The sequence below is a fragment of the Pedobacter alpinus genome (genome assembly GCF_042684645.1).
GTDB classification, from domain to species: domain Bacteria; phylum Bacteroidota; class Bacteroidia; order Sphingobacteriales; family Sphingobacteriaceae; genus Pseudopedobacter; species Pseudopedobacter alpinus.
This window is the reverse complement of the sequence record NZ_JBHULV010000022.1, coordinates 35,864-56,061: the sequence shown is the minus strand read 5'-3', so window position 1 is coordinate 56,061 and position 20,198 is coordinate 35,864. Positions and strand designations below refer to the sequence as shown.

The window sequence follows — 20,198 nt, the reverse complement described above, 5'->3', positions numbered from 1 at the left end:
AAATTGCTATTGAAAACAATAATTGAAACTATTTAATTTGAAATTTAAGCATTTGTTGTGCATTAGTTATTCTATTTTTGGGGCATGAATATTTTAATACTTGGTTCTGGCGGAAGAGAAAGTGCTTTTGCTTGGAAAATAGCACAAAGCAGTTTATGCGAAAACTTATTTATTGCTCCGGGAAATGCCGGAACAGGTGCTTATGGTAAAAATGTAGCGCTAAAAGCAACAGATTTTGAAGGTATAAAAGTTTTTGTTTTAGCCAATAAAATTGATTTGGTATTGGTTGGCCCAGAAGAACCTTTGGTTAAAGGTATTCATGATTTCTTTTTAGCTGATGATGAGCTTAAAAATATTCCTGTAATTGGGCCAAAAAAGGATGGCGCACAACTAGAAGGCAGTAAAGACTTTTCTAAAGTTTTTATGGAGAAATACAATATCCCAACAGCAGCATCGCACACATTTACTATTGATACTTTAAAAGAAGGCTTAACTTATTTAAAGCATCACCCTATGCCAGTAGTACTAAAAGCCGATGGTTTGGCTGCCGGAAAAGGAGTTTTAATTTGTACCACTTTGGCAGAAGCGCAAGAAGAATTACGCTTAATGCTTGCCGAAGCAAAGTTTGGAGATGCAAGTTCGAAAGTGGTAATTGAAGAGTTTTTAACCGGTATTGAGCTTTCTGTTTTTGTAGTAAGTGATGGTAAAGACTATGTAATTTTGCCTTCTGCAAAAGATTATAAACGCATTGGCGAAGGTGATACAGGTTTAAACACTGGCGGTATGGGTTCTGTTTCTCCGGTTCCGTTTGCCGATAAAGCCTTTTTAGATAAAGTAGAAGAATTGGTTGTTATCCCAACTATTAAAGGTTTACAAGCAGAAAATATACATTATAAAGGTTTTATATTTATTGGATTAATGAACACCAACGGGCAGCCAAATGTAATTGAATACAATTGCCGCATGGGCGACCCAGAAACAGAAAGTGTTTTACCAAGAATTGAAAGTGATTTTTTAGAATTGTTAAAAGCTGTTGCCGATGAAAAAGTTGGTGATTATGAACTAAAAATTTCTGATAAAACAGCCGCTACCGTAATGTTAGTTGCTGCAGGTTACCCTGGTGAATACATTAACGGAAAAGCAATTACAGGTTTGGAAAACATTAAAGAAAGTATTGTTTTTCATGCCGGTACTGATATGGATAACGGCATTGTTAAAACTAATGGCGGTAGAGTTTTGGCCGTAACCACATTACAAGATAATCTGTTTGAGGCGCTACAACAAGCCACAGCAGATGCTGGACGTATTTATTATGATGGGGCAACATTTAGAAAAGACATAGGATTTGACTTATTGTAGATTTTTGGGTAATATTATTCCGTAATTACGTTTTATATTTAGGATAATATTACCTACTATTAATTTATAATTATTAGAAAACAGTCTGAAAGCTTATTAACCATTGTTTTGTTTTTATGGCACAATGTTCTCTTTAGTATTTCCAACGCATGAAAATTAGAATAGGAAAATACCATTTTGGTTTGTTGGCTTTGTTGTTGTTTTCAGCTTGTGCCAAAAAAGGTCATTTTGAATGGGTTAAAGTTAACCCCGATAAAATTCAACTGGCCAAAGAGAGACAACCTCAAACAGATTTTGTACGCCAAGTAAATTTAGTTTTAGAATTAAAAGAGAAAGAAAAAACAACCTATTATACAGAGTCAAGTGGCTTTTTTGCAGCCCAATCAGAAAATTTAAATCCGGAAAATTACAAATCTTCGCTTCAAAAAAACATAGCCAAAAGCAATACAAAACATAAAAAAGTAATTAAAGTTGACAAAGCACATATTTCATCAAATCCATTAGAAAACAATAAGGTTACTACAATTAAAAGTCATTCGTCATTAGCACTGTCATCGGCCGATAAGTTAAATAATGCGCTTAAAATCCCTTTAAATTCTAAAGCTTTAAAAAGTAAAAAAAACGCAGCTTCTTTCGGTCAAACCTCTTCAGAAATAAGAGAGATGGCTTTTAAAGATATTAAAAAGAAAAATCCAGAAATAGAAAAACAAGCTGAAGCCAAAGAGAAGAGAGGTAAAAATTTAATGTGGGCAGGTTTAGTTTTAATAGTATTGGGTGGTATTATGGGATTTGTATTTGGCCGTTCGGCTTTTTTAATTGCATTAGCAGGAGTTGTATTTGCAGGAATTGGTTATTTTTTTAAAATTTGATGAAAATGTTTTTCCCGCAGATTTCGCTGATCTACGCAGATTAAGCATAAAGTAATAAAAACCTAACAACTCAACCTATAATTATTCCGCAATTTTACCTATCGTAAATTTTCATCTAAGAACTTGCAATTCGATAACTTTAAAGTTAACTTTGATTTGTGAATTCTCAAAGACAAATCATTTTTCACGAACATTACTTCACTGATTTCTATTTGGAGCAGACTGAAAAGGTACAAGAGAAAATCGAATATGTTTTTAAAATTTTGAAAACTGTTTAAAATGTTCCAAAAAAATTTCTTGACCACTTAACAGGAACGGATGGACTTTATGAAATTAGAATTGAATTTGAAAGTAATATTTACAGAATATTTTGTTGTTTCGATAAAGGAAATCTAGTCGTTTTATTTAACGGTTTTCAAAAGAAATCTCAAAAAACACCAAAAAAAGAAATTGCATTAGCTTTAAAGCTAAAAACAGAATATTTCAACTCAAAAAATAAACAATAATGAATAAAGATAATATTAAAAATGCTAAAAACTTTGACGAGTTATTAGATATTAAATACGGAAAAATTGGAGCTGAAAAAGGTGATGAATTTGAAGAAAAAGCTCAATATTTTGTAATTAGCGAAATGTTAAAACAAGCTAGAAAAGAAGCGAATATGACTCAAGAGCAATTGGCTAACAAAGTTGGAACGAAAAAAAGTTATATTTCACGACTTGAAAACGGGAAATGTGACATTCAACTTTCCACCCTTTATAGAATTTTTGAATTTGGACTTGGAAAACGGATAAATTTAATGTTTGGATAAAATACCTAAGCTTAAGAAGAATTACATGTTGTTTTTGCAGGAATTGGTTATTTCTTTAAAATTTGATGAAAGGGTTTTAAACCATACTTCGCTGATTAAAGCAGATCATGCATAAATCAACGAAAGTTTAAAGCCTTACTTCAAAACCTCTTTCAATTTATCTAATAAATCTCCTCCTCTTAAATTTTTAGCTATAATTTTTCCATTTGGGTCCAATAAAAAATTTCTTGGGATAGAAGTTATATCGTATTCTCTTGCAATATTCTGACTACGGTCTAAAAGCTGTGTCCAAACTAAACCATCTTGTTTTACTGCACTTACCCATTTATCTTTACTGGTATCAATAGAAACGCCTAAAACAGTAAAGTTTTTGTTTTTATAAGTTTCATAGGCCCTAACCACGGTTGGGTTTTCTTGTCGGCATGGGCCGCACCACGATGCCCAAAAATCTACCAAAACATATTGCCCTTTAAAGCTTGAAAGTTTAATAGCTATACCTTCTGCGGTTTGTTCTTCAAAATCCATAGCTTGGGCGCCAATACCTGTTTTTCTTTCTAAAACTAATTTTTGCGCTACCGCATTTGCAATTGGAGACTCTTTAAGTTCTGGAGATAAGGCATTATAAGCTTTTTCTACCAGCTCCAAATTCATGTTTTCAGTAGCTAAATCGGCATTTAAGCTATAAAGACTAACATAGCTTTTAGGGTTTGCAACAATAAAATCAGCAATTGCAGTTTTTCTATCATCTAAAAATGCTACGTACCTATCCTGAAAGCCTTTTACCAAACCCTCTTTTGATTTTTCTTTATCGCTTAAGTTCGCAAACTCTTTGCTTAAGTTCATCAATCCTGCATCTATTTTTTTTGTACTTTCTGTAAGTGCTGCATAGTCATCGGCAATAGCCAGACCACTTATTTTTGCCTTAGCAACAGAATCTTTGGCTGTTAAAGTTGCCACTCCGGGCTCAATAAAAAAGCGGTAAATATCTTTTGCACTACCTTTGGTGTTTAAATCATTTCCGCTATGATCTAGCAATAAAATAGCTACAGATGGAGCTTTTAAGTCAATATTAAATTCAAATTTACCATTCACCGTTTTGGTAGAATCTAATTTCTCAGCATTACCTTCAATATGAATAAGGTATATGTTTTTATCACCATTTAATGCCTCAATATTACCTTTAAGGTTAAGTTTATCTTGTGCGTTGCTTAAAAAAGGGAAAAGCAAAAAGGCTAATGATAATTTCTTCATCGTTTTAATTCAATTTTTGAAAGGTGCGCCACCATAAATCGGGCATTTCGCCAGATACTGCTAATTGGTAATCTCCGTAAAGGCAAGGCACTAAATGATAACGCTCATTTTTAGATCCCATTGTTGGGTATGGTACTTGCATCCACCATCTATCTGTTTTTTTACTTTTTATAAATATTAATTCATGAGCATCCTCTTTTAAACTGGTTTTGTAAATCACATAATCTGATTTTGGTTGTAAAGGGATGTCTTTTTTACGGTTATAAAAACCATCTAAAACGCACCATATCATTTGCGCAATTAACATTGCTGTTTGCCCATTTTGATCATAAGCTGGGTTAAACTCATAAAAACCAATGGAGCTCAATTTATCGCTATAACCGGCATACCGGCATAGCTGACAAGCTTCTTCGCCATAAAAACCGTTTGGCCCTGCATTAGCATTTGCTTTGGCATCTGATGATCTGATGCTCGAAATATCAAAGCTAATCATGTCAGCATTTCTAATTACAGGCTCTGCAATGTGTACTGCTCCGCTAATTTCACCTAAACGCTGTGCATCAAAAAACAGCTTATCCATTACCCTTAAACTATCTTGGTTTACATAATAGGTTTGGTAACCTAAATTGCTAAAATTGAAAAGGTAATTGGGTTGATGTAAAAATATTTTATTAAGATATGATATAGAATTGGTTACAATAGTGTCTTCAGCCGATTCGTCTAAATCAAAATGAGAATCTATAACTACCAAATCTACCTTTTGCTCAAGCTGTTCGTAAGCCATATACTGGGCATAGGTTAAATCTTGCCCACCTCCTAAAATTACAGGGAAAATGCCTTTCTTAATCAGCTCGGCAACTGCCATTTTAAGTGCTATATAGCTGTCAGATGGTTTTTCGCCAGGTTTGATATTGCCTAAATCAACTATTTTAGATTTAAAACTTCCTTCATGTAGTTTATAAAGTTGCTCCCTCACATAATCTGGTGCCAATGCGCAACCTTGGTTATTTACAGCTCCCCTATCTTCTAATACGCCTATTAGAGCAACATCATAAGCGCCTTCCTCCAAATCGGGAAAGTTTTCTTCATAATGTGCTATTTTTAAACCCAACTGACTGGTATAGTACCCATCTTTTGGAGCAAACTTTGAAATATCCACAGGGGAAAAGAAATCAGCTAATGACATAATTTAATTCTATGACACCAAATATCTATTTTTTTAAATGAATTGGGGTAATTTAAAATGTAAAAATTAAGATTTATTAACCATGCGGAATGGTAGATATTTTCGCAAAGTTAAAAGGAATTTGAATTTTATTATGGTTTAGATTGTAGATTATATAAACCAAGACTTACGATTTTTTTAATTCGATGAGTGAATAAAATCGTAAGTCTAGATGTCCATTATGAAAAAAATCGTTTTTACAATTGATGTTTTGGGTTTCATCTCCCGCAGATTTTGCTGCTTTTCGCAGCTTATATTTTGTTAATTATACCTATTGTAAAAAGTGGTAATTCGTTGTCTTAATTGATCATAAATAGGACCTGTAAAACCTATAAATAAATCTTGCGGAGCGGGCATTCTGCTTTCTCTTCTTGCTAAAAGTGTTTTATCCTCATTGGTTAAAGCACTTTCATCACCACGGTAAGCGCCCCAGTAATCTGTCCAAATGTAAGTGCCGGGCATTTTTTCTTGGTTAATTACTTTGTTAGTTGCTAAATCAACAATCCTAAAATCTAATAACCCTGTAGAAGTTATAGTTTTATCAAAAGTGGTTAGTTTACCTGTTACAGTACCATAAACAGGTCTTTTAACCGAATCTCTGGTCTCTCCAATTTTAACATTTTCTTTTTTAATGTCTTCAATCCGTTCTTTAATATAAGTTTGTCCAACTATAAAATCATCAAAGTTAAGTTGCAACACTTGGTCAAATTTTACTCGCACCATCATTGCTTCTTCTGGCGTATAAAATCTCACAAAGCTCTTTCTTTCGTAATTTTTCAAAAACTCATTTATTTTATTCTGAAAATACTCGTTACTTAATTTATAAATTCTTGAGTTTACCTCCACAGTTTCAACCCTAACTCTAATAACAGCTGCCCAATAAGCACTATCCATCATGCTTTGTGCGTCTTTGTAATCGGGATATAGTTGTTCTGCTTTTTCAAAATTATAATAAGCTTCTTTGGCCGAATTTCTATTTTTAGTAGCTAAAAATTTAACGCCTTTATTGTACCTCACCTCTGCGGCAAAATACTTAGCATCGCTCATTTCGGCAACATATTTTGGGGCATCCGGTATTATTTCTAAACAAGCTGGGCAACTAGCAATCGCATTAGCTAAAGAATTAATACTGGCATATTCATTAATTATTTTCTCCCATTTAAAAGCATCATCAGTTAATTTAATATCGCTAATTCTATCCAAATGTCTATCTAAAGCATAATCATAGCCCTTTTTTAAAGTTTCTAAAGCTTTCCCTTTAGATGGATTACTTTTTAAACGATTAATTGCAGCATAAACAGCCTTGTCATAATCTCCGCTTTGAAGAGATTTTCTACCACTGCTACAAGCACCTAAAACAAAAACGGTTAATCCGATTAAGAACGTTCTAAATAATTTGCTATTCATGATATTAAGGTTTAAATATTGTTGATGATTATTATGAAGACGAAGTTTATAATTATTCGGTTGCATTAATTATAAAACAATTGTTCTAAAGGTAAGATTTACCCTAGGCAAGCTTATTTTTTTTGTTGGTGGTAAGCGGTGAAGCCAATTTGTTTGGGTAGCGCCATGCATTAATAATAAACTTCCGTTTTGTAAAAATAGCTCTACTTTTTCTTGTGTTTTTTTATGTTTAAAAGCAAATTTACGCTCGGCACCAAAACTTAATGATGCAATTGCGGTGTCTTTTCCTAAGCTTTTTTCATCGTCGCTATGCCAAGCCATTCCTTCTTCGCCTGTCTGGTAAAGGTTTAGTAAGCAAGAATTAAAAGTTTTTTGTGTAATTTCCTCTGTCAGTTTTTTTAATGTTAACAATTCGGCTGTCCATGGTAAAGCTTCTCTGGTAATCTTGGAGTAAGTATAAGCAAAATTTGAATCGGCGTACCAAGCTACTTTTCTTTTAGTGATGATGTGTTTACCGTAAATAATGGCTTCATCGTTTTTCCAAGCAATGTTATTTAATAGCTGTATGGTATATTCTTGAGCTGCTTTAACTGACATTATTTGCCCATAGTAATTTACAATACCGTCTTGTGGGAGTATGTTTGGGGCAAAAGTTGAGTTAAATAAATCCATTAGCGTTAAACAAAGGTAAGTTTTTTTGGTTTGTTTTTTGAAAAACAGCAGTTGGTTTTCCAAGGTAAACGCATTAAAAATTAAGGTGTCTGGTTAATTATTTCATCTCCCTGCCTGCGATGTTCCTTTTGCTTCTGATACTGATATTTTTAGTTTTCTCGCTTTTCAGAATGTTTATTGCCAGTTAATTAGTCATGGAGAAGTTCTGAGCAGCATTTTTTTGGTAAAAGGCAGCACTTTCTAGTTTACTTGCATTAATTAGTAGAGACGCTTCGCTTAATTCTACAAACAGATAGAGCGGAGTCGAAGGAGTGTGCTGGGCGGATACTTTGCTTAATGGTAATGCTTCGACTCCGCTCAGCAGGACAAAACGGGTCTATTCAATAAGAAAAACTTCTTTTAAGAGGAAATAGTCTTAATCTCATAGGATTTAAATTCCTACCTATTTCCTTTTGCCCTATTGTGAGTTTTACATAACATTTGACAGTTTTTAGAGTTAGTTGTGCCGCCTTTGCTCCAAGCTGTAACATGGTCGGCATCCATCTCTGCTAGTTTCCAAACCTTAGTTTTACTTGAATCGTGACCTAGCGCACATAAGGGGCAATTTGAAACTCCTTCCTTTTCTGATTGCGCTGTTTGAGTTGCATATATAGATTTTTTTGTTGCTTCGTCAAATACTCTGACTTCAAGTAGCTTTGTGTCTGATAAACTTCCAAGTATGTATTCAAATATTCCTTTTCGGTTTTTAATGTATGGGTCTGAATAGAGTTTTTTTATCTCATCTGATACCGCTTTTGAATTGTAAGGTTGCTTACGATAGGTTTCATATAAACGCCCCCATTCAAGACCTTTCATCTCACTTTCAACGTCAACAAAGACTGTAGAAACCCAGTCAATTACGCTTGTGAAATAGTTTTTTAATTCAGTGATGTTCGTATCGAACCGATGACGACTCATGTAGTCATCAATGTTTGTTTTACTTACCCAGTCCAATGCTCGTTCCAAAAAATCTTGACGGTTAGCACTTCCAGATATGTAGGCGCTCCATTTTTGGATGTTTGAGTTTTGACTATTGCTAAATTCCTCTTTACCAAGTGTTACATACGGACCAGAATATATTGCATTATTTATTTCCTGTTGATTGAGCGGAACACCAGCAATGTTAATCGTCTTAAACCATTGTTTTATTTCAGGTTCTGTTCCTTCACACTCATAGATTAGGAGTTTGGTTTCTAATATTTTATTTTTGAGTTCGGTTGCGAAACTACTGAAATATTGTTGCATTCCATTTTCATCTTTGATTGCAAATTTGTTAGTAACAAATCTCCCAAAACTTGTTATACGCTGTTGACCATCTAAAACCTCCAAATTATCATCACTTACCTTATTGAAGTAAATTAAGCCCAATGGATAATCCTTAAGGATAGATTCTATAACGGCGACATCTCTTTTACCGTCTGCATAAATGTAATTACGCTGATATTCTGGCTGAATAGTTAGTTTGCCTGATAAACCAAATAAACCCTTTCCTTCAAGCTCATTATATATAAATCCCTCACAAATTTCTTTAACAGTGAGGTCTATTCTTAGTGTTGTTTTCATTTGTTTGACCCTTTGTGTTTAATAAGTACTCTTTGATAGACTTTTTCCAATAATCCATCTCTTATAATTACGCCACTTGCATTCAAATCATAAGTTCCCTTTTTACCAAATTTATCGAGATAAGCTTGTTTACATTCTGCAGTAGTGTAAACTTTTACTTTTAAGTTATACAGGTCTTCATTTTCACACATTCCGACAATTTCAAATTGTTCAGGAGAATATTTATCTAAGAAAGTAATCGGCACACCCATCACACCTACGTAGTCGCTTGGGATGGAGTCTGTAAAAGATACATCAATGGCTGCGTAGTTTTCATACTGGTCATAAGAATCTTTACCCTTTATTTCTTTGTGTTTACTAAATCTTAAATTATCTTTCATTGACATCAATGGCATTGGTTGATGGCGTCTTCCATGGTCAATGTTTGTAAACCAACATACTCCAGGAACACGATTAACTTTTTCCCCATTTTGCTCTTTTTCAAATTTATAGGTTTCGGAATAAACGAAGTCAGACGGTACTTTAAAATACATCCCCTTATTGAAATTGGTTGCACCTAGCCACACATTATTTTCTTTTATATGAGGGAAAAATTCCTTATAAGTGATAGCATTCATATTGCCGATTAACAAAAACAGTTTCTTTGCATCTAAGACCCAAGCTAAAAAATCACGAAACAATGAAAATGGAGGATTTGTGATAATTATATCAGAGTCATCTCTCAGCTTTTTTATCTCAATACTATTAAAGTCACCATCACCTTCCAAATACTCCCATTCCAAATCATTAACGTCAACTTTACCATCTCCTGATTTATCTCTAGTTAACGTAAATATTTTACCGTTTTTTACGGTTTTATTTTCATCGAATTGTGGATCATTAACTTCAAAAAGAGTAGGTTGATAATCGCTTTTATAGTTTTTGCTTTCAGGTGCATAGCTTGTGCTAACCAATTTTTTAAGCCCAAGTCGTTCAAAATTTTGTGCAAAAAACTTAGTGAAGTTGCTCCACTCAGGGTCATCACAAGGCATAAGAACTGTCTTTCCAAAAAAAACTTTAGGATTAAATTCTAAATATGCTCCAATTTCCTTTTCTATATCGTGATATTGGGTATAAAATTCATCATTCTTTGCATTTCTTGCATTTGTAAGGTTGCTGTTCGCCATGGTATATTCCGGTATCTTTTCGTTTAAAAGTTCGTTTTGATGATGAGTGAATTATAAATTTGCTTTCAACCCTCCATCATTTCTATTTTGTAGGTTAATCGCCCGAATTATGCATCCTCAACGCCATTTCATACTCTTGCTCATAAGGTAATTGAAGTTGCGCAAGCATTTCGGGAATGGCTATGGCCCAGCTTACATAGTAGTAGGCCAGAATGTGATAACCCGAGAATGTTTTATTGGCTATGGCACTTATTTTATAATTGGTTTTTTGGGTATCGTAACCTTGTGTGCCTTGCATGGCTATTTCTAGCGCAATTTTTTTAGTTTCTGTTTGTGCTTTGTTTTTAAAAAACTGTAAGGCATCCACCATAAACATCACTATAGCCATGTTTAAGCCGTTTTGTTCTTGTGTTTTTAGAAATTTATCCGTTTCCTTTTCGTATAAAGGATTGGGTGCTTCTAAATCAAAAGGATCGTTTTCTATAGCCGTTAGCAGGTTTTCTATATTGGTTCTTTTGTTGCGGTATTCGTATTCGTTTACCAGCTCAAAATTTTGGTTTAGCTTTAAATCTTGTGCCCAATGCAAAATCATTTCATACTCTTCTGCCGGTTTTTTATCTTCTTTATAATCTAGGTATTCGGTATAAAAATCGTTTGCTTGCTTAAGCTCGGCAGGGCTTGCGTTATAGTCTCTAATAAAATCTAAACCAAATAAGTCTTTAAATTGGAGTGCGCCAGTAAGGTTATATACCTTGCTTTTAGAAACAATATCTTTTGGCGAAAGCTCAACTATTTTTGGGTCGGTAACGGCTTTAATACCTTCTTGTAATAGGTGATGTAACGATATAAACTGATAGGGGCGTAGCTCGGCATATTCGTAATACAAAAAGTTTTCTATCAGCAAATCTATCGGGGCATTAAATATTTGGCTGTTTAAACCTGTAAAAAGTCCTTCGCTAAATTGGTCTATGGTGGCGCTTGGTAAGCCTAAACTTTTTAATTTTTGAAGGGTAGGGACAATTGTTTTTACAAATTGGTTTTTATGCTGCTGCGTGGAGGTAAATAACTGATTAAGATTTGCTTTTTGGGCGTCAATAACAAAATCCAAATGAGTCATTTCATGCATCACCAGATGTTCTACCGCAGGGTAATTTGCTTTAAACTTTACCAAGTGTTTATCTCGGTCGTAATTTTCGGCAAATTCAATTTTTGCAGCGGTGGGGATGCTATCGTCTTGTATAATGTCAATTTTAACTTCGCCCTTAGTTTCTAACAGATGGCGGTAGGCTCTAAAAATCTTTTTGCCAGCATCTGTAGCTATAATTTTTTGGGCAATTTCAAAAGCTCGCCTACAAGCGTTTTGGTAAAGAATATCTTTATTTTTACTGGTTTTGATGGCTTGTATGGTGCTGTGAAAAGCAGAAGGTAAGTCGGCTTCCATTTCGGCAATCATGCCAAGTTCAAAATGGGTGTTTGGATATTTATCGTTTATTTTAATGGCTTGCCACAGGTAATTTTTGGCTTCTTCTAATTTGCCTTGCTGCATTAATATTGCGCCAATGTTGCTGATGGTGATGTAATCTTTAGGATTTGCAACAAGGGCTTGGTCGTAATATTTAATGGCTGTTGGAACATCATTTTTGAATTTTGCAAAAATGTTACCCATCATTAATAAAGCGTAACCGTTTTTTGAATCCCAGCGAAGCGCGTCTATTAAACAATTGATGGCTTCTTCTTGCTCGCCTTCGTCAGAAAGTATTTGTCCCAAAATGCGGTGATATTCCGAAACCGTGGGATTTTTTTCGATAAGATTTTTTAGGATGGGTTTTGCCTCTTGGTAATTTCCTTTTTCGCAAAGGGCAACGGTTTTGCGGTAATCTGAGTTTTGAGAAACAATAGTTGGGGTATCAATTTCTATTATAACCCAATCTTTTTCTATGCTTACTTTTGGCTTAAAAGGGCCATAAGTGTAGTAGGATTGTAACCTACTGGTTATTAGGTTATTACCCCCCCCCCATTAATTCTGGGAAGATGGTATATAAGAATTGATTTATCTGATGTTTAATTTGCATTTAAAGTATTTGTTGCTTTTATAAAGACTCTTTTATTTATTTCGTTTAAAATTAATCTTTATTTTAAGTTTAAAATTAGCACTTGTAATTTTACAACCTTGATGATTAAGCTTTTAAAAATTTTGTTTGGTTTAAGATCAATTGCTCAAACTATTTTATTGCGCACTTAATTTTTAATTCGTCGATTTTTTAAAGCTTTTTTTGATTATTGTTTTTTCATAATTGACTAAAGTAATTAATATTTTTTAACCTGTATTTATGTAGCATGCATAATTTTAAGGTTTCGGCTTTTTTTGGCTTATAATTTTAGAAATAACTGGCTCAGCAAGCATTTCTTTTTGATGTTTTTTGGTTAACCATTAATTGCTTCTATTTATGTATAGCCTATAAACGTGAGTTCGATAATTTTTGCTAGTTTCTAATGTCCCAAACCAAGTTTTTTAATTTATACGAGAGCGTTCACGATAGAAGCGGCATCCTTTTTTTGTAATCCTGAGCGGAGTCAAAGGATAAGACAAAAAAGATACAGCGAAAAGCGAGTTAAAACGCCCAGAAGCACTGTATTTGAAGCGCATAACATTTACCATGATCACATCATAAACAAATCAAATAAAAAAATGCCTCTTCAGAAATTAATCTAAAGAGGCATTTTATGAAAAACAAATCTAAATATTACGATTTTATAAACTCGGCAACAAAGAAATCTCTGTTCATGCGGGCAATGTTGGTTACCTTAATTTCTTTAGGGCATTGTGCTTCGCAAGCGTAAGTATTGGTACAACCACCAAAACCTTCTTCGTCCATTTGTAATACCATAGCTTCTGCTCTTGAATAACGTTCTGGCTGGCCTTGTGGCAATAAAGCGTATTGCGATACTTTTGCAGATACAAATAACATGGCCGAAGCATTTTTACATGCTGCAACACAAGCGCCACAACCAATACACTCTGCCGAGTTAAAAGCCTCATCAGCAATTACCTTTGGGATAGCTATTTCGTTAGCATCTGGCACACCACCAGTACCTACAGAAACGTAACCGCCGGCTTGTTGTATTCTATCAAATGCAGAACGATTTACGCTTAAATCTTTTACTACCGGAAAAGCAGCTGCTCTCCAAGGTTCAATTACAATAGTATCGTTATCATTAAAACTACGCATGTGTAATTGGCAAGTTGTAGTTGCTCTTTTTGGTCCATGTGGCTCTCCGTTAATTACTAAAGAACACATTCCGCAAATTCCCTCTCTACAATCGTGGTCAAACTGAATTGGATCTTCAGATTTCTTAACCATATCCTCGTTAACTACGTCTAACATTTCAAGGAAAGACATATCTGGTGAAATTTCTGAAGCTTTATAAGTCACAAATTTACCTGGTGTATTGCTATTTTTTTGACGCCATACTTTTAACGTCAAGTTCATATTTCCACTCATATTTTTAGTATTGAGTATTAGTAGTGAGTAGTGAGTAGTGAGTAGTGAGTATCAAGAATTTGTAAGGTCTTGATACTTGATACTTTTTACTTGGTACTATCTACTTGATACTTATTTATAACTTCTTTGTGTTAATTTAACGTTTTCAAAAACTAATTCTTCTTTGTGAAGGGTCTCTGGCATATTATCGCCTTTGTATTCCCAAGCGGCAACATAAGCGTATTCTTCATCGTTTCTTAAAGCTTCGCCTTCTGGTGTTTGATGCTCTACCCTAAAGTGGCCACCGCAAGATTCTTCTCTATTAAAAGCATCATCAATCATCAATTCTCCAAGTTCTATAAAATCGGCTACTCTGCCTGCTTTTTCTAAAGATTGATTTACTTCTTCATTATCACCTAAAACAATTGCATTTTTCCAGAAATCTACTTTCAATTCGGCAATCATCGCTTTGGCTTTTTTCAAACCTTCAGTACTTCTTGCCATACCGCAATATTCCCACATAATTTTACCTAAATCTCTGTGGTACTCATCAACAGTTTTGTTTCCTTTTAAAGAAAGTAATTTTTTTATTTGAGCTTCCACCTCAGCTTTGGTTTTCGCAAACTCTGGTCGGTTTGTGTCAATTGGTGCTGGACCAATGTTTGCTAAATAATCTCCAACAGTGTAAGGAACAACAAAGTAGCCATCTGCTAAACCTTGCATTAATGCAGAAGCACCTAATCTGTTTGCGCCGTGGTCAGAAAAATTTGCTTCTCCTAAACAATACAAACCTGGTAAGCTGGTCATCAAATTATAATCAACCCATAAACCACCCATTGTATAATGTACGGCTGGGTAAATACGCATTGCTTGCTCATAAGGGTTTTCATCAGTAATTTGCTTGTACATATCAAACAAGTTGCCATACCTTGCTGCAACAGCTGGTTGCCCTAATCTTTTGATAGAATCTGCAAAATCAAGATAAACGGCTAAACCTGTTTTACCTACACCTCTACCTTCGTCACAAACTTCTTTTGCATTTCTTGATGCCACATCACGCGGAACCAAATTACCAAAAGAAGGATATTTACGCTCTAAGAAATAATCCCTATCGTCTTCTTTAATATCGCTCGCTTTTAACTCTCCTTTTCTAACACGTTCTGCAATTTCTACAGTTTTTGGTGCCCAAACCCTACCATCGTTACGTAAAGACTCAGACATTAAAGTTAATTTAGACTGATGATCTCCAGTTACTGGGATACAAGTTGGATGTATTTGGGTATAGCATGGGTTAGCCATATAAGCGCCACGTTTATGCGCTCTCCAAGCTGCTGTTACGTTAGAACCCATTGCGTTGGTAGAAAGGTAAAAAACATTACCGTAACCACCAGTACATAATAAAACTGCGTGTCCGCTATGTGTTTCTATTGTTCCATCAACCAAGTTTCTGGTAACAATACCTTGTGCTTTACCATCAACAGTAACTACATCTAACATTTCAGATCGGGTGTACATTTTAACAGTACCCAAATTAATTTGACGGTTTAAAGCAGAATATGCACCTAATAATAATTGTTGACCGGTTTGACCACGAGCATAAAAAGTTCTGGATACTTGTGCACCACCAAAAGAACGGTTATCTAATAAACCGCCGTACTCGCGAGCAAAAGGAACACCTTGAGCCACACATTGGTCTATAATGTTTACAGAAACTTCTGCTAAACGATGAACGTTTGCTTCTCTTGCTCTGTAATCGCCACCTTTAATGGTATCGTAAAATAAACGGTAAACAGAGTCACCGTCATTTCTGTAATTTTTTGCAGCGTTAATACCACCTTGTGCAGCAATAGAGTGTGCTCTTCTTGGACTATCCTGAAAACAAAATGCTTTTACGTTGTAACCAAGTTCTGCTAAGGAGGCAGCTGCAGATGCGCCCGCTAAACCAGTACCAACTACAATAACATCGTACTTACGTTTGTTGGCTGGGTTTACTAATTTTAGATTGAATTTGTGTTTGTTCCATTTTTCGGCTAATGGGCCGGCCGGAATTTTTGCATCTAACTTCATCTGAATCTTATTTTTTATATCTAAACCTAATTTTAAAACTTAGGCTGATTTATGGTCTATTTAAAAAGAAAATATAATGGCATTGAGGCAAAACCTAAAGGTATAAGTACACCAAATACCCACACACCTAAAAAGTTGATCAAATTTTTGTACTTACTGTGGTCCCAACCTAATGTTTGGAAAGCACTTTGAAAACCATGTATTAAGTGGAAAGCTAATGCTACCATTGCAATTATATAAAATGCAACTAACCACCATTGTTTAAATGCCGTAGAAACTTCTAGATACAAATCCTCTGATTTTGTAATTTCTACACCATTATCAACATAGCTTACATATTTTGTAAACTCAGATGCTGAAAGCTCTCTACTAGTGGTTGCTCCGGTAGTCAAATCTGTACTATACTCTATAAACGGAGTATAACCTTGGTGGTATTTAAACCAAAAGTTAGACATGTGTACAACTATAAAAACAAAAATAATTGTACCTAAAATACCCATATTACGTGAAGACCAAATGCTACCGTCTTTTGGTTTTATTGCGTAACCTTGAGGACGAGCAGCATTGTTTTTTCTTGTTAGAATAATTGCCCAAACAGTATGAACTATTATGGAGGTGTACAACAAGTAAGACACTACTTTAATTGGGGTAAAGTTTGTCATAAAATGGGCGTATTGGTTAAATGCCAAACCTGCATCATCTTTAAATAACTGGAAATTTCCAATTAAATGTATGATTAAGAAAGAACATAAAAACAAACCCGTTAAAGACATAATCAGTTTTCTTCCTAATGTTGAAGAAAATGCTTTTGAAAAATTACTCATTAATGCTTAAATTTTAAATAAATGGTTTTTTTACTGGTTACAAAAGTATCTATTAAATGACAATTTAATTGCAATTAGCAAATTAAACATGGTTTTTATGGTTATTTAGAAACATTTTAAATAATTGCATTTTACACTAAGGGTATATTTTGAAATATTAAAAATGTATTTCTTTTAAAAAACCAAAATATTCAAATAAAAGCCACCGCTTAATCTACACACCTATAAATAATAACTTTTTGGCTCATTTTGTTTTGTAACAGTTTAATTTTTCTCAAAAAAATTTATTAATGTAAAAAGCCAGATATCCTTAAATATCTGGCTTTACATTTTAAAACTTATTTAAACCTATTTTACCGGAAAGGTAACTCTAAACCTACTACCATCTGGCACAAAACCTTGTAGGGTTATCATTTTACTATCTTCCTTAAGTGCTGCAACAACTTGGTCGTTATTGTTTACGCCTTTACCATTTACGCTAGTAATTACTGTTCCTTTAGGCATATCATACATATCAAATACTTTTCCGGCAGCAACGCTAGTTACCACTACACCCGAGGTGATGCCGTATTTTTTCTTTGCTGCATCTGTTAAAGGAGAAAATGTTGCCCCTAAATTATTCATCACCTCGCTAACTTCTTTGTTGCTGGTTGCTAATTTTGTTGCCTCGTTTCCTTTAAGTATAACGTTGAAATTTTTTATTTGTCCATCTCTCAATACACCTAAAGTAATTTTATCACCCGGACGCATGGTTCCAACTCTTTCTTGCAAACGAGCAGATGAACTAATTTCCTGTCCGTCTAATTGCTTAATAATATCACCTTTTTTGATGCCTGCTTTTTCGGCAGCACCACCCTCTAAAGTAGAATTTACATACAAACCATCTATTTCAGTAAGTTTTAACTCTTTGGCTATATCTGCATTTAATTCTTGAAAAGTAACGCCTATAAATCCTCGTTTAACCTCTCCAAACTTTAAGAAATCATCCATCACTTTTTTAGCCAAATTAACTGGTATTGCAAAACCATAACCTTCATAAGTACCAGATTGTGAAGCAATTGCCGAGTTAATACCAATTAGCTCGCCACGGGTATTAACCAAAGCACCACCGCTGTTACCTCTGTTAATTACCGCATCTGTTTGAATAAAAGATTCAATAGACGAATTTGTAGGCGGGTTGTTAGGATCGTAATTTCTGCGGTCAACTTCTGGTGCCAAAATACCAATTTGGCGAGATTTAGCACTTACAATACCTGCTGTTACGGTTGACTCTAAAGTAAGCGGAAAACCCACTGCTAAAACCCATTCTCCTACTTTTACGTCGTCTGAGTTTCCAAGTTTAACAATCGGTAAATTGGAGGTATTAATTTTTATCAAGGCTAGATCTGTGTTCTTATCTCTACCAATAACTTTAGCCTCTAAAATTCTTTTATCAGATAAAATAACTTCAATTTTTTCTGCATCTTCAACAACATGATTGTTGGTCATAATATAACCATCACCAGTTACAATAACTCCGCTTCCTTTGCCCATAGGTGCTGGTGCATTAGGGTTAGGTGTAGAACGTTGTCTTCTGCCAAAGAAATCTTCGAACATATCTCCAAATGGATCATTTGCTGCTTGAGATCTTGAACGGTTGTAGGTAGTTCTAACATGCACTACACCTGGAGATACCACTGCAGCAGCTTGAACAAAATCGGGTGCTCCTGTTGATGATGAAATATCAGATGGGTTATTTGTAAAATATACCTTCTGTCTTTCATCAAGGCTTAAGCCCGATAAGCTTGTAGGTTCTAATAATTTATAGGCACCAATGGCAACTGCACCTCCTACAAATGCGGTTAATAATGTAATTCCTATTTTTCTCATATTACCTTCCATATTTTTTTATTTGATTATGTAAATATTAGCTTTCAAAAATAATACCATTAAGACGTTTTAAGCAAGTACTTGTTATTTTGTTTTTTGTTAAAAGTTGTTAAATTTTTAATCTTTAAGCTATTTTCTGTCTGTAAAGAAAAGCCAATTATTGTTAAACTTAATCGCTGTTAATTGCTTTATCGCTCTAAATTATTCATTTTTGTAATATGTTAAAACAACAATTATCATTTTATAAATACCAAGGTGCGGGCAATGATTTTATTATGGTTGATAACCGTGATATGGCTTTTAATCATCATTTTCCTGATAAAATAGCTAAACTTTGCGATAGACGTTTTGGTGTAGGTGGTGATGGTATTATGTTTTTAGAACTTACCGAAGGTTTTGATTTTAAAATGGTTTATTATAATGCTGACGGTAACCCAAGTAGCATGTGTGGTAACGGCGGACGTTGTATTGTTGCGTTTGCAAAATTTTTAGGGATAATAGATTACGAAACTAATTTTTTGGCAGTTGACGGCCCACATTATGCCAAAATTGCTGACAGTGGGGATTGGGTAAGTTTACAGATGATTGATGTTGAACAAATTAAAAAAGATGGGGACGATTTTGTTTTAAATACCGGATCGCCTCATTATGTAAAATTTGCTGATGATGTTGCTAATAAAAATGTATTTACAGAAGGCAGAGCAATTAGATACAATAATACTTATAGCAAAGAAGGCATTAATATAAATTTTGTAGAAGATAAAAATGATTATTTATTGGTGCGTACTTATGAACGTGGGGTAGAGGATGAAACTTACGCTTGTGGTACTGGCGTTACGGCCGTTGCATTGGCAAACGCTTATGCAAATAATACTATTGGCTATAGTGAAACTGCCATTAAAGTTTTAGGTGGCGATTTGAATATTAGATTTAATTACGACGGAAAAAAGTTTGATCATATATTTTTGGAAGGCCCAGCGAAACAGGTTTTTAAAGGTGAAATAGCGTTTTAGTAATTAAGGATTCTCTAAAGTTTCGTTTAGGTCTCCTTTAAAGTTGAAAATGCCAGCTCCTTGTTTAATTTCGTAGTAAGAAAAATCCTCATTAGACCAAAAGCCAGGGCCTGTAATTAAATTACCATCAGTGTTTATGGTCACCAATTTATTGGAGTAAAATCTTTTCAAATTTTCGTCCCAAATTAACTCGTCAGATTTAAAAGTTTTTCCTTCGGCATTGGTAGCCACTACGTTTTTCTTAAGCTCAACTATTTTTAAACTTTCTTTTCTGATGGCGTAATCTGAAACAACTTTACTGGTTTGTTTCAAATCTTTATCATAAAAGGTAATTTCAATGCCCTTAGGCATTTCCATGTAGGGAGTAGCAGTTTTATAATTATAAAGAATAGGGGTTTTTAAAGTGGCCTTTACATAAGCAGAATCGCTGTAAATTATTTCGGCTCCTTTTGTAATTTCAACATTTTCTTTTTGCTTTTGTTCAATTTCTTTCACTTTACTTAAATCGTTTTCACAAGCTGTAAAAACCATTGCGCAAAAAATTAGCAGATATAGAATTGAACGTTGCATATATTAAAATA

General features: G+C 34.3%; 16 protein-coding genes and 1 pseudogene. 5 read left to right on the top strand and 12 right to left on the bottom strand.

Annotated features, from left to right (window positions below; translation table 11 throughout):
• Nucleotides 1–84 precede the first annotated feature (84 nt).
• The 4 genes and pseudogenes from purD to ACFSSE_RS06790 all read left to right on the top strand — a co-directional run bounded on the left by purD (nt 85) and on the right by ACFSSE_RS06790 (nt 3,039).
• Nucleotides 85–1,359, top strand: a complete 1,275-nt coding sequence (purD, locus tag ACFSSE_RS06805) for a phosphoribosylamine--glycine ligase (protein ID WP_379042897.1) — start codon at nt 85–87, stop codon at nt 1,357–1,359.
• 149 nt (nt 1,360–1,508) lie between these two features.
• On the top strand, nt 1,509–2,228 hold the full coding sequence (locus ACFSSE_RS06800) for a hypothetical protein (protein ID WP_379042894.1): 720 nt from the start codon (nt 1,509–1,511) through the stop codon (nt 2,226–2,228).
• A gap of 296 nt (nt 2,229–2,524) precedes the next feature.
• A pseudogene (locus tag ACFSSE_RS06795) lies at nt 2,525–2,734 on the top strand (type II toxin-antitoxin system RelE/ParE family toxin); the annotation flags it as partial.
• Nucleotides 2,734–3,039, top strand: a complete 306-nt coding sequence (locus ACFSSE_RS06790; RefSeq protein ID WP_379042891.1) for a helix-turn-helix domain-containing protein — start codon at nt 2,734–2,736, stop codon at nt 3,037–3,039. The pseudogene ACFSSE_RS06795 and the gene ACFSSE_RS06790, both read left to right, overlap by 1 nt.
• Nucleotides 3,040–3,174: 135 nt before the next feature.
• Here ACFSSE_RS06790 and ACFSSE_RS06785 read toward each other — a convergent pair whose 3' ends face one another.
• From ACFSSE_RS06785 to ACFSSE_RS06735, 11 genes are all read right to left on the bottom strand, one after another.
• A complete protein-coding gene (locus ACFSSE_RS06785) occupies nt 3,175–4,290 on the bottom strand; it encodes a redoxin domain-containing protein (protein WP_379042888.1) in 1,116 nt (371 codons plus the stop codon).
• Nucleotides 4,291–4,294: 4 nt separating this feature from the next.
• Nucleotides 4,295–5,476, bottom strand: a complete 1,182-nt coding sequence (locus ACFSSE_RS06780) for a formimidoylglutamase (RefSeq protein ID WP_379042885.1) — start codon at nt 5,474–5,476, stop codon at nt 4,295–4,297.
• Between the two features lie 300 nt (nt 5,477–5,776).
• Nucleotides 5,777–6,922 (bottom strand): hypothetical protein, encoded by a 1,146-nt coding sequence (locus ACFSSE_RS06775; protein ID WP_379042882.1) that lies wholly within the window; start codon nt 6,920–6,922, stop codon nt 5,777–5,779.
• Nucleotides 6,923–6,991: 69 nt separating this feature from the next.
• Nucleotides 6,992–7,594, bottom strand: coding sequence for an alpha-ketoglutarate-dependent dioxygenase AlkB family protein (locus tag ACFSSE_RS06770; protein WP_379042880.1), 603 nt, complete (start codon nt 7,592–7,594; stop codon nt 6,992–6,994).
• Between the two features lie 438 nt (nt 7,595–8,032).
• Nucleotides 8,033–9,196: an HNH endonuclease family protein gene (locus ACFSSE_RS06765; RefSeq protein ID WP_379042878.1), complete on the bottom strand. Its 1,164-nt coding sequence runs from the start codon at nt 9,194–9,196 to the stop codon at nt 8,033–8,035.
• Nucleotides 9,193–10,362, bottom strand: coding sequence for an adenine-specific methyltransferase EcoRI family protein (locus tag ACFSSE_RS06760; RefSeq protein WP_379042875.1), 1,170 nt, complete (start codon nt 10,360–10,362; stop codon nt 9,193–9,195). Before ACFSSE_RS06760 ends, ACFSSE_RS06765 begins: the two co-directional genes overlap by 4 nt.
• 94 nt (nt 10,363–10,456) lie before the next feature.
• On the bottom strand, nt 10,457–12,259 hold the full coding sequence (locus ACFSSE_RS06755) for a tetratricopeptide repeat protein (RefSeq protein ID WP_379043083.1): 1,803 nt from the start codon (nt 12,257–12,259) through the stop codon (nt 10,457–10,459).
• An 847-nt stretch (nt 12,260–13,106) separates the two neighbouring features.
• Nucleotides 13,107–13,865 (bottom strand): succinate dehydrogenase/fumarate reductase iron-sulfur subunit, encoded by a 759-nt coding sequence (locus ACFSSE_RS06750; protein ID WP_379042872.1) that lies wholly within the window; start codon nt 13,863–13,865, stop codon nt 13,107–13,109.
• 111 nt (nt 13,866–13,976) lie between these two features.
• A complete protein-coding gene (locus ACFSSE_RS06745; protein WP_379042869.1) occupies nt 13,977–15,911 on the bottom strand; it encodes a fumarate reductase/succinate dehydrogenase flavoprotein subunit in 1,935 nt (644 codons plus the stop codon).
• Between the two features lie 56 nt (nt 15,912–15,967).
• Nucleotides 15,968–16,735 (bottom strand): succinate dehydrogenase cytochrome b subunit, encoded by a 768-nt coding sequence (locus ACFSSE_RS06740; protein ID WP_379042866.1) that lies wholly within the window; start codon nt 16,733–16,735, stop codon nt 15,968–15,970.
• A 348-nt stretch (nt 16,736–17,083) separates the two neighbouring features.
• Nucleotides 17,084–18,616, bottom strand: a complete 1,533-nt coding sequence (locus tag ACFSSE_RS06735; RefSeq protein WP_379042863.1) for a Do family serine endopeptidase — start codon at nt 18,614–18,616, stop codon at nt 17,084–17,086.
• Nucleotides 18,617–18,822: 206 nt separating this feature from the next.
• Between ACFSSE_RS06735 and dapF the strand changes: the two genes are divergently transcribed.
• On the top strand, nt 18,823–19,617 hold the full coding sequence (gene dapF, locus ACFSSE_RS06730) for a diaminopimelate epimerase (RefSeq protein WP_379042860.1): 795 nt from the start codon (nt 18,823–18,825) through the stop codon (nt 19,615–19,617).
• A gap of 3 nt (nt 19,618–19,620) precedes the next feature.
• On the opposite strand, the gene lptC is transcribed toward dapF, so the two are convergent.
• The gene (lptC, locus tag ACFSSE_RS06725) at nt 19,621–20,187 is read right to left on the bottom strand and encodes an LPS export ABC transporter periplasmic protein LptC (RefSeq protein WP_379042857.1); all 567 of its coding nucleotides are present in this window, start codon (nt 20,185–20,187) and stop codon (nt 19,621–19,623) included.
• Nucleotides 20,188–20,198: the final 11 nt, after the last annotated feature.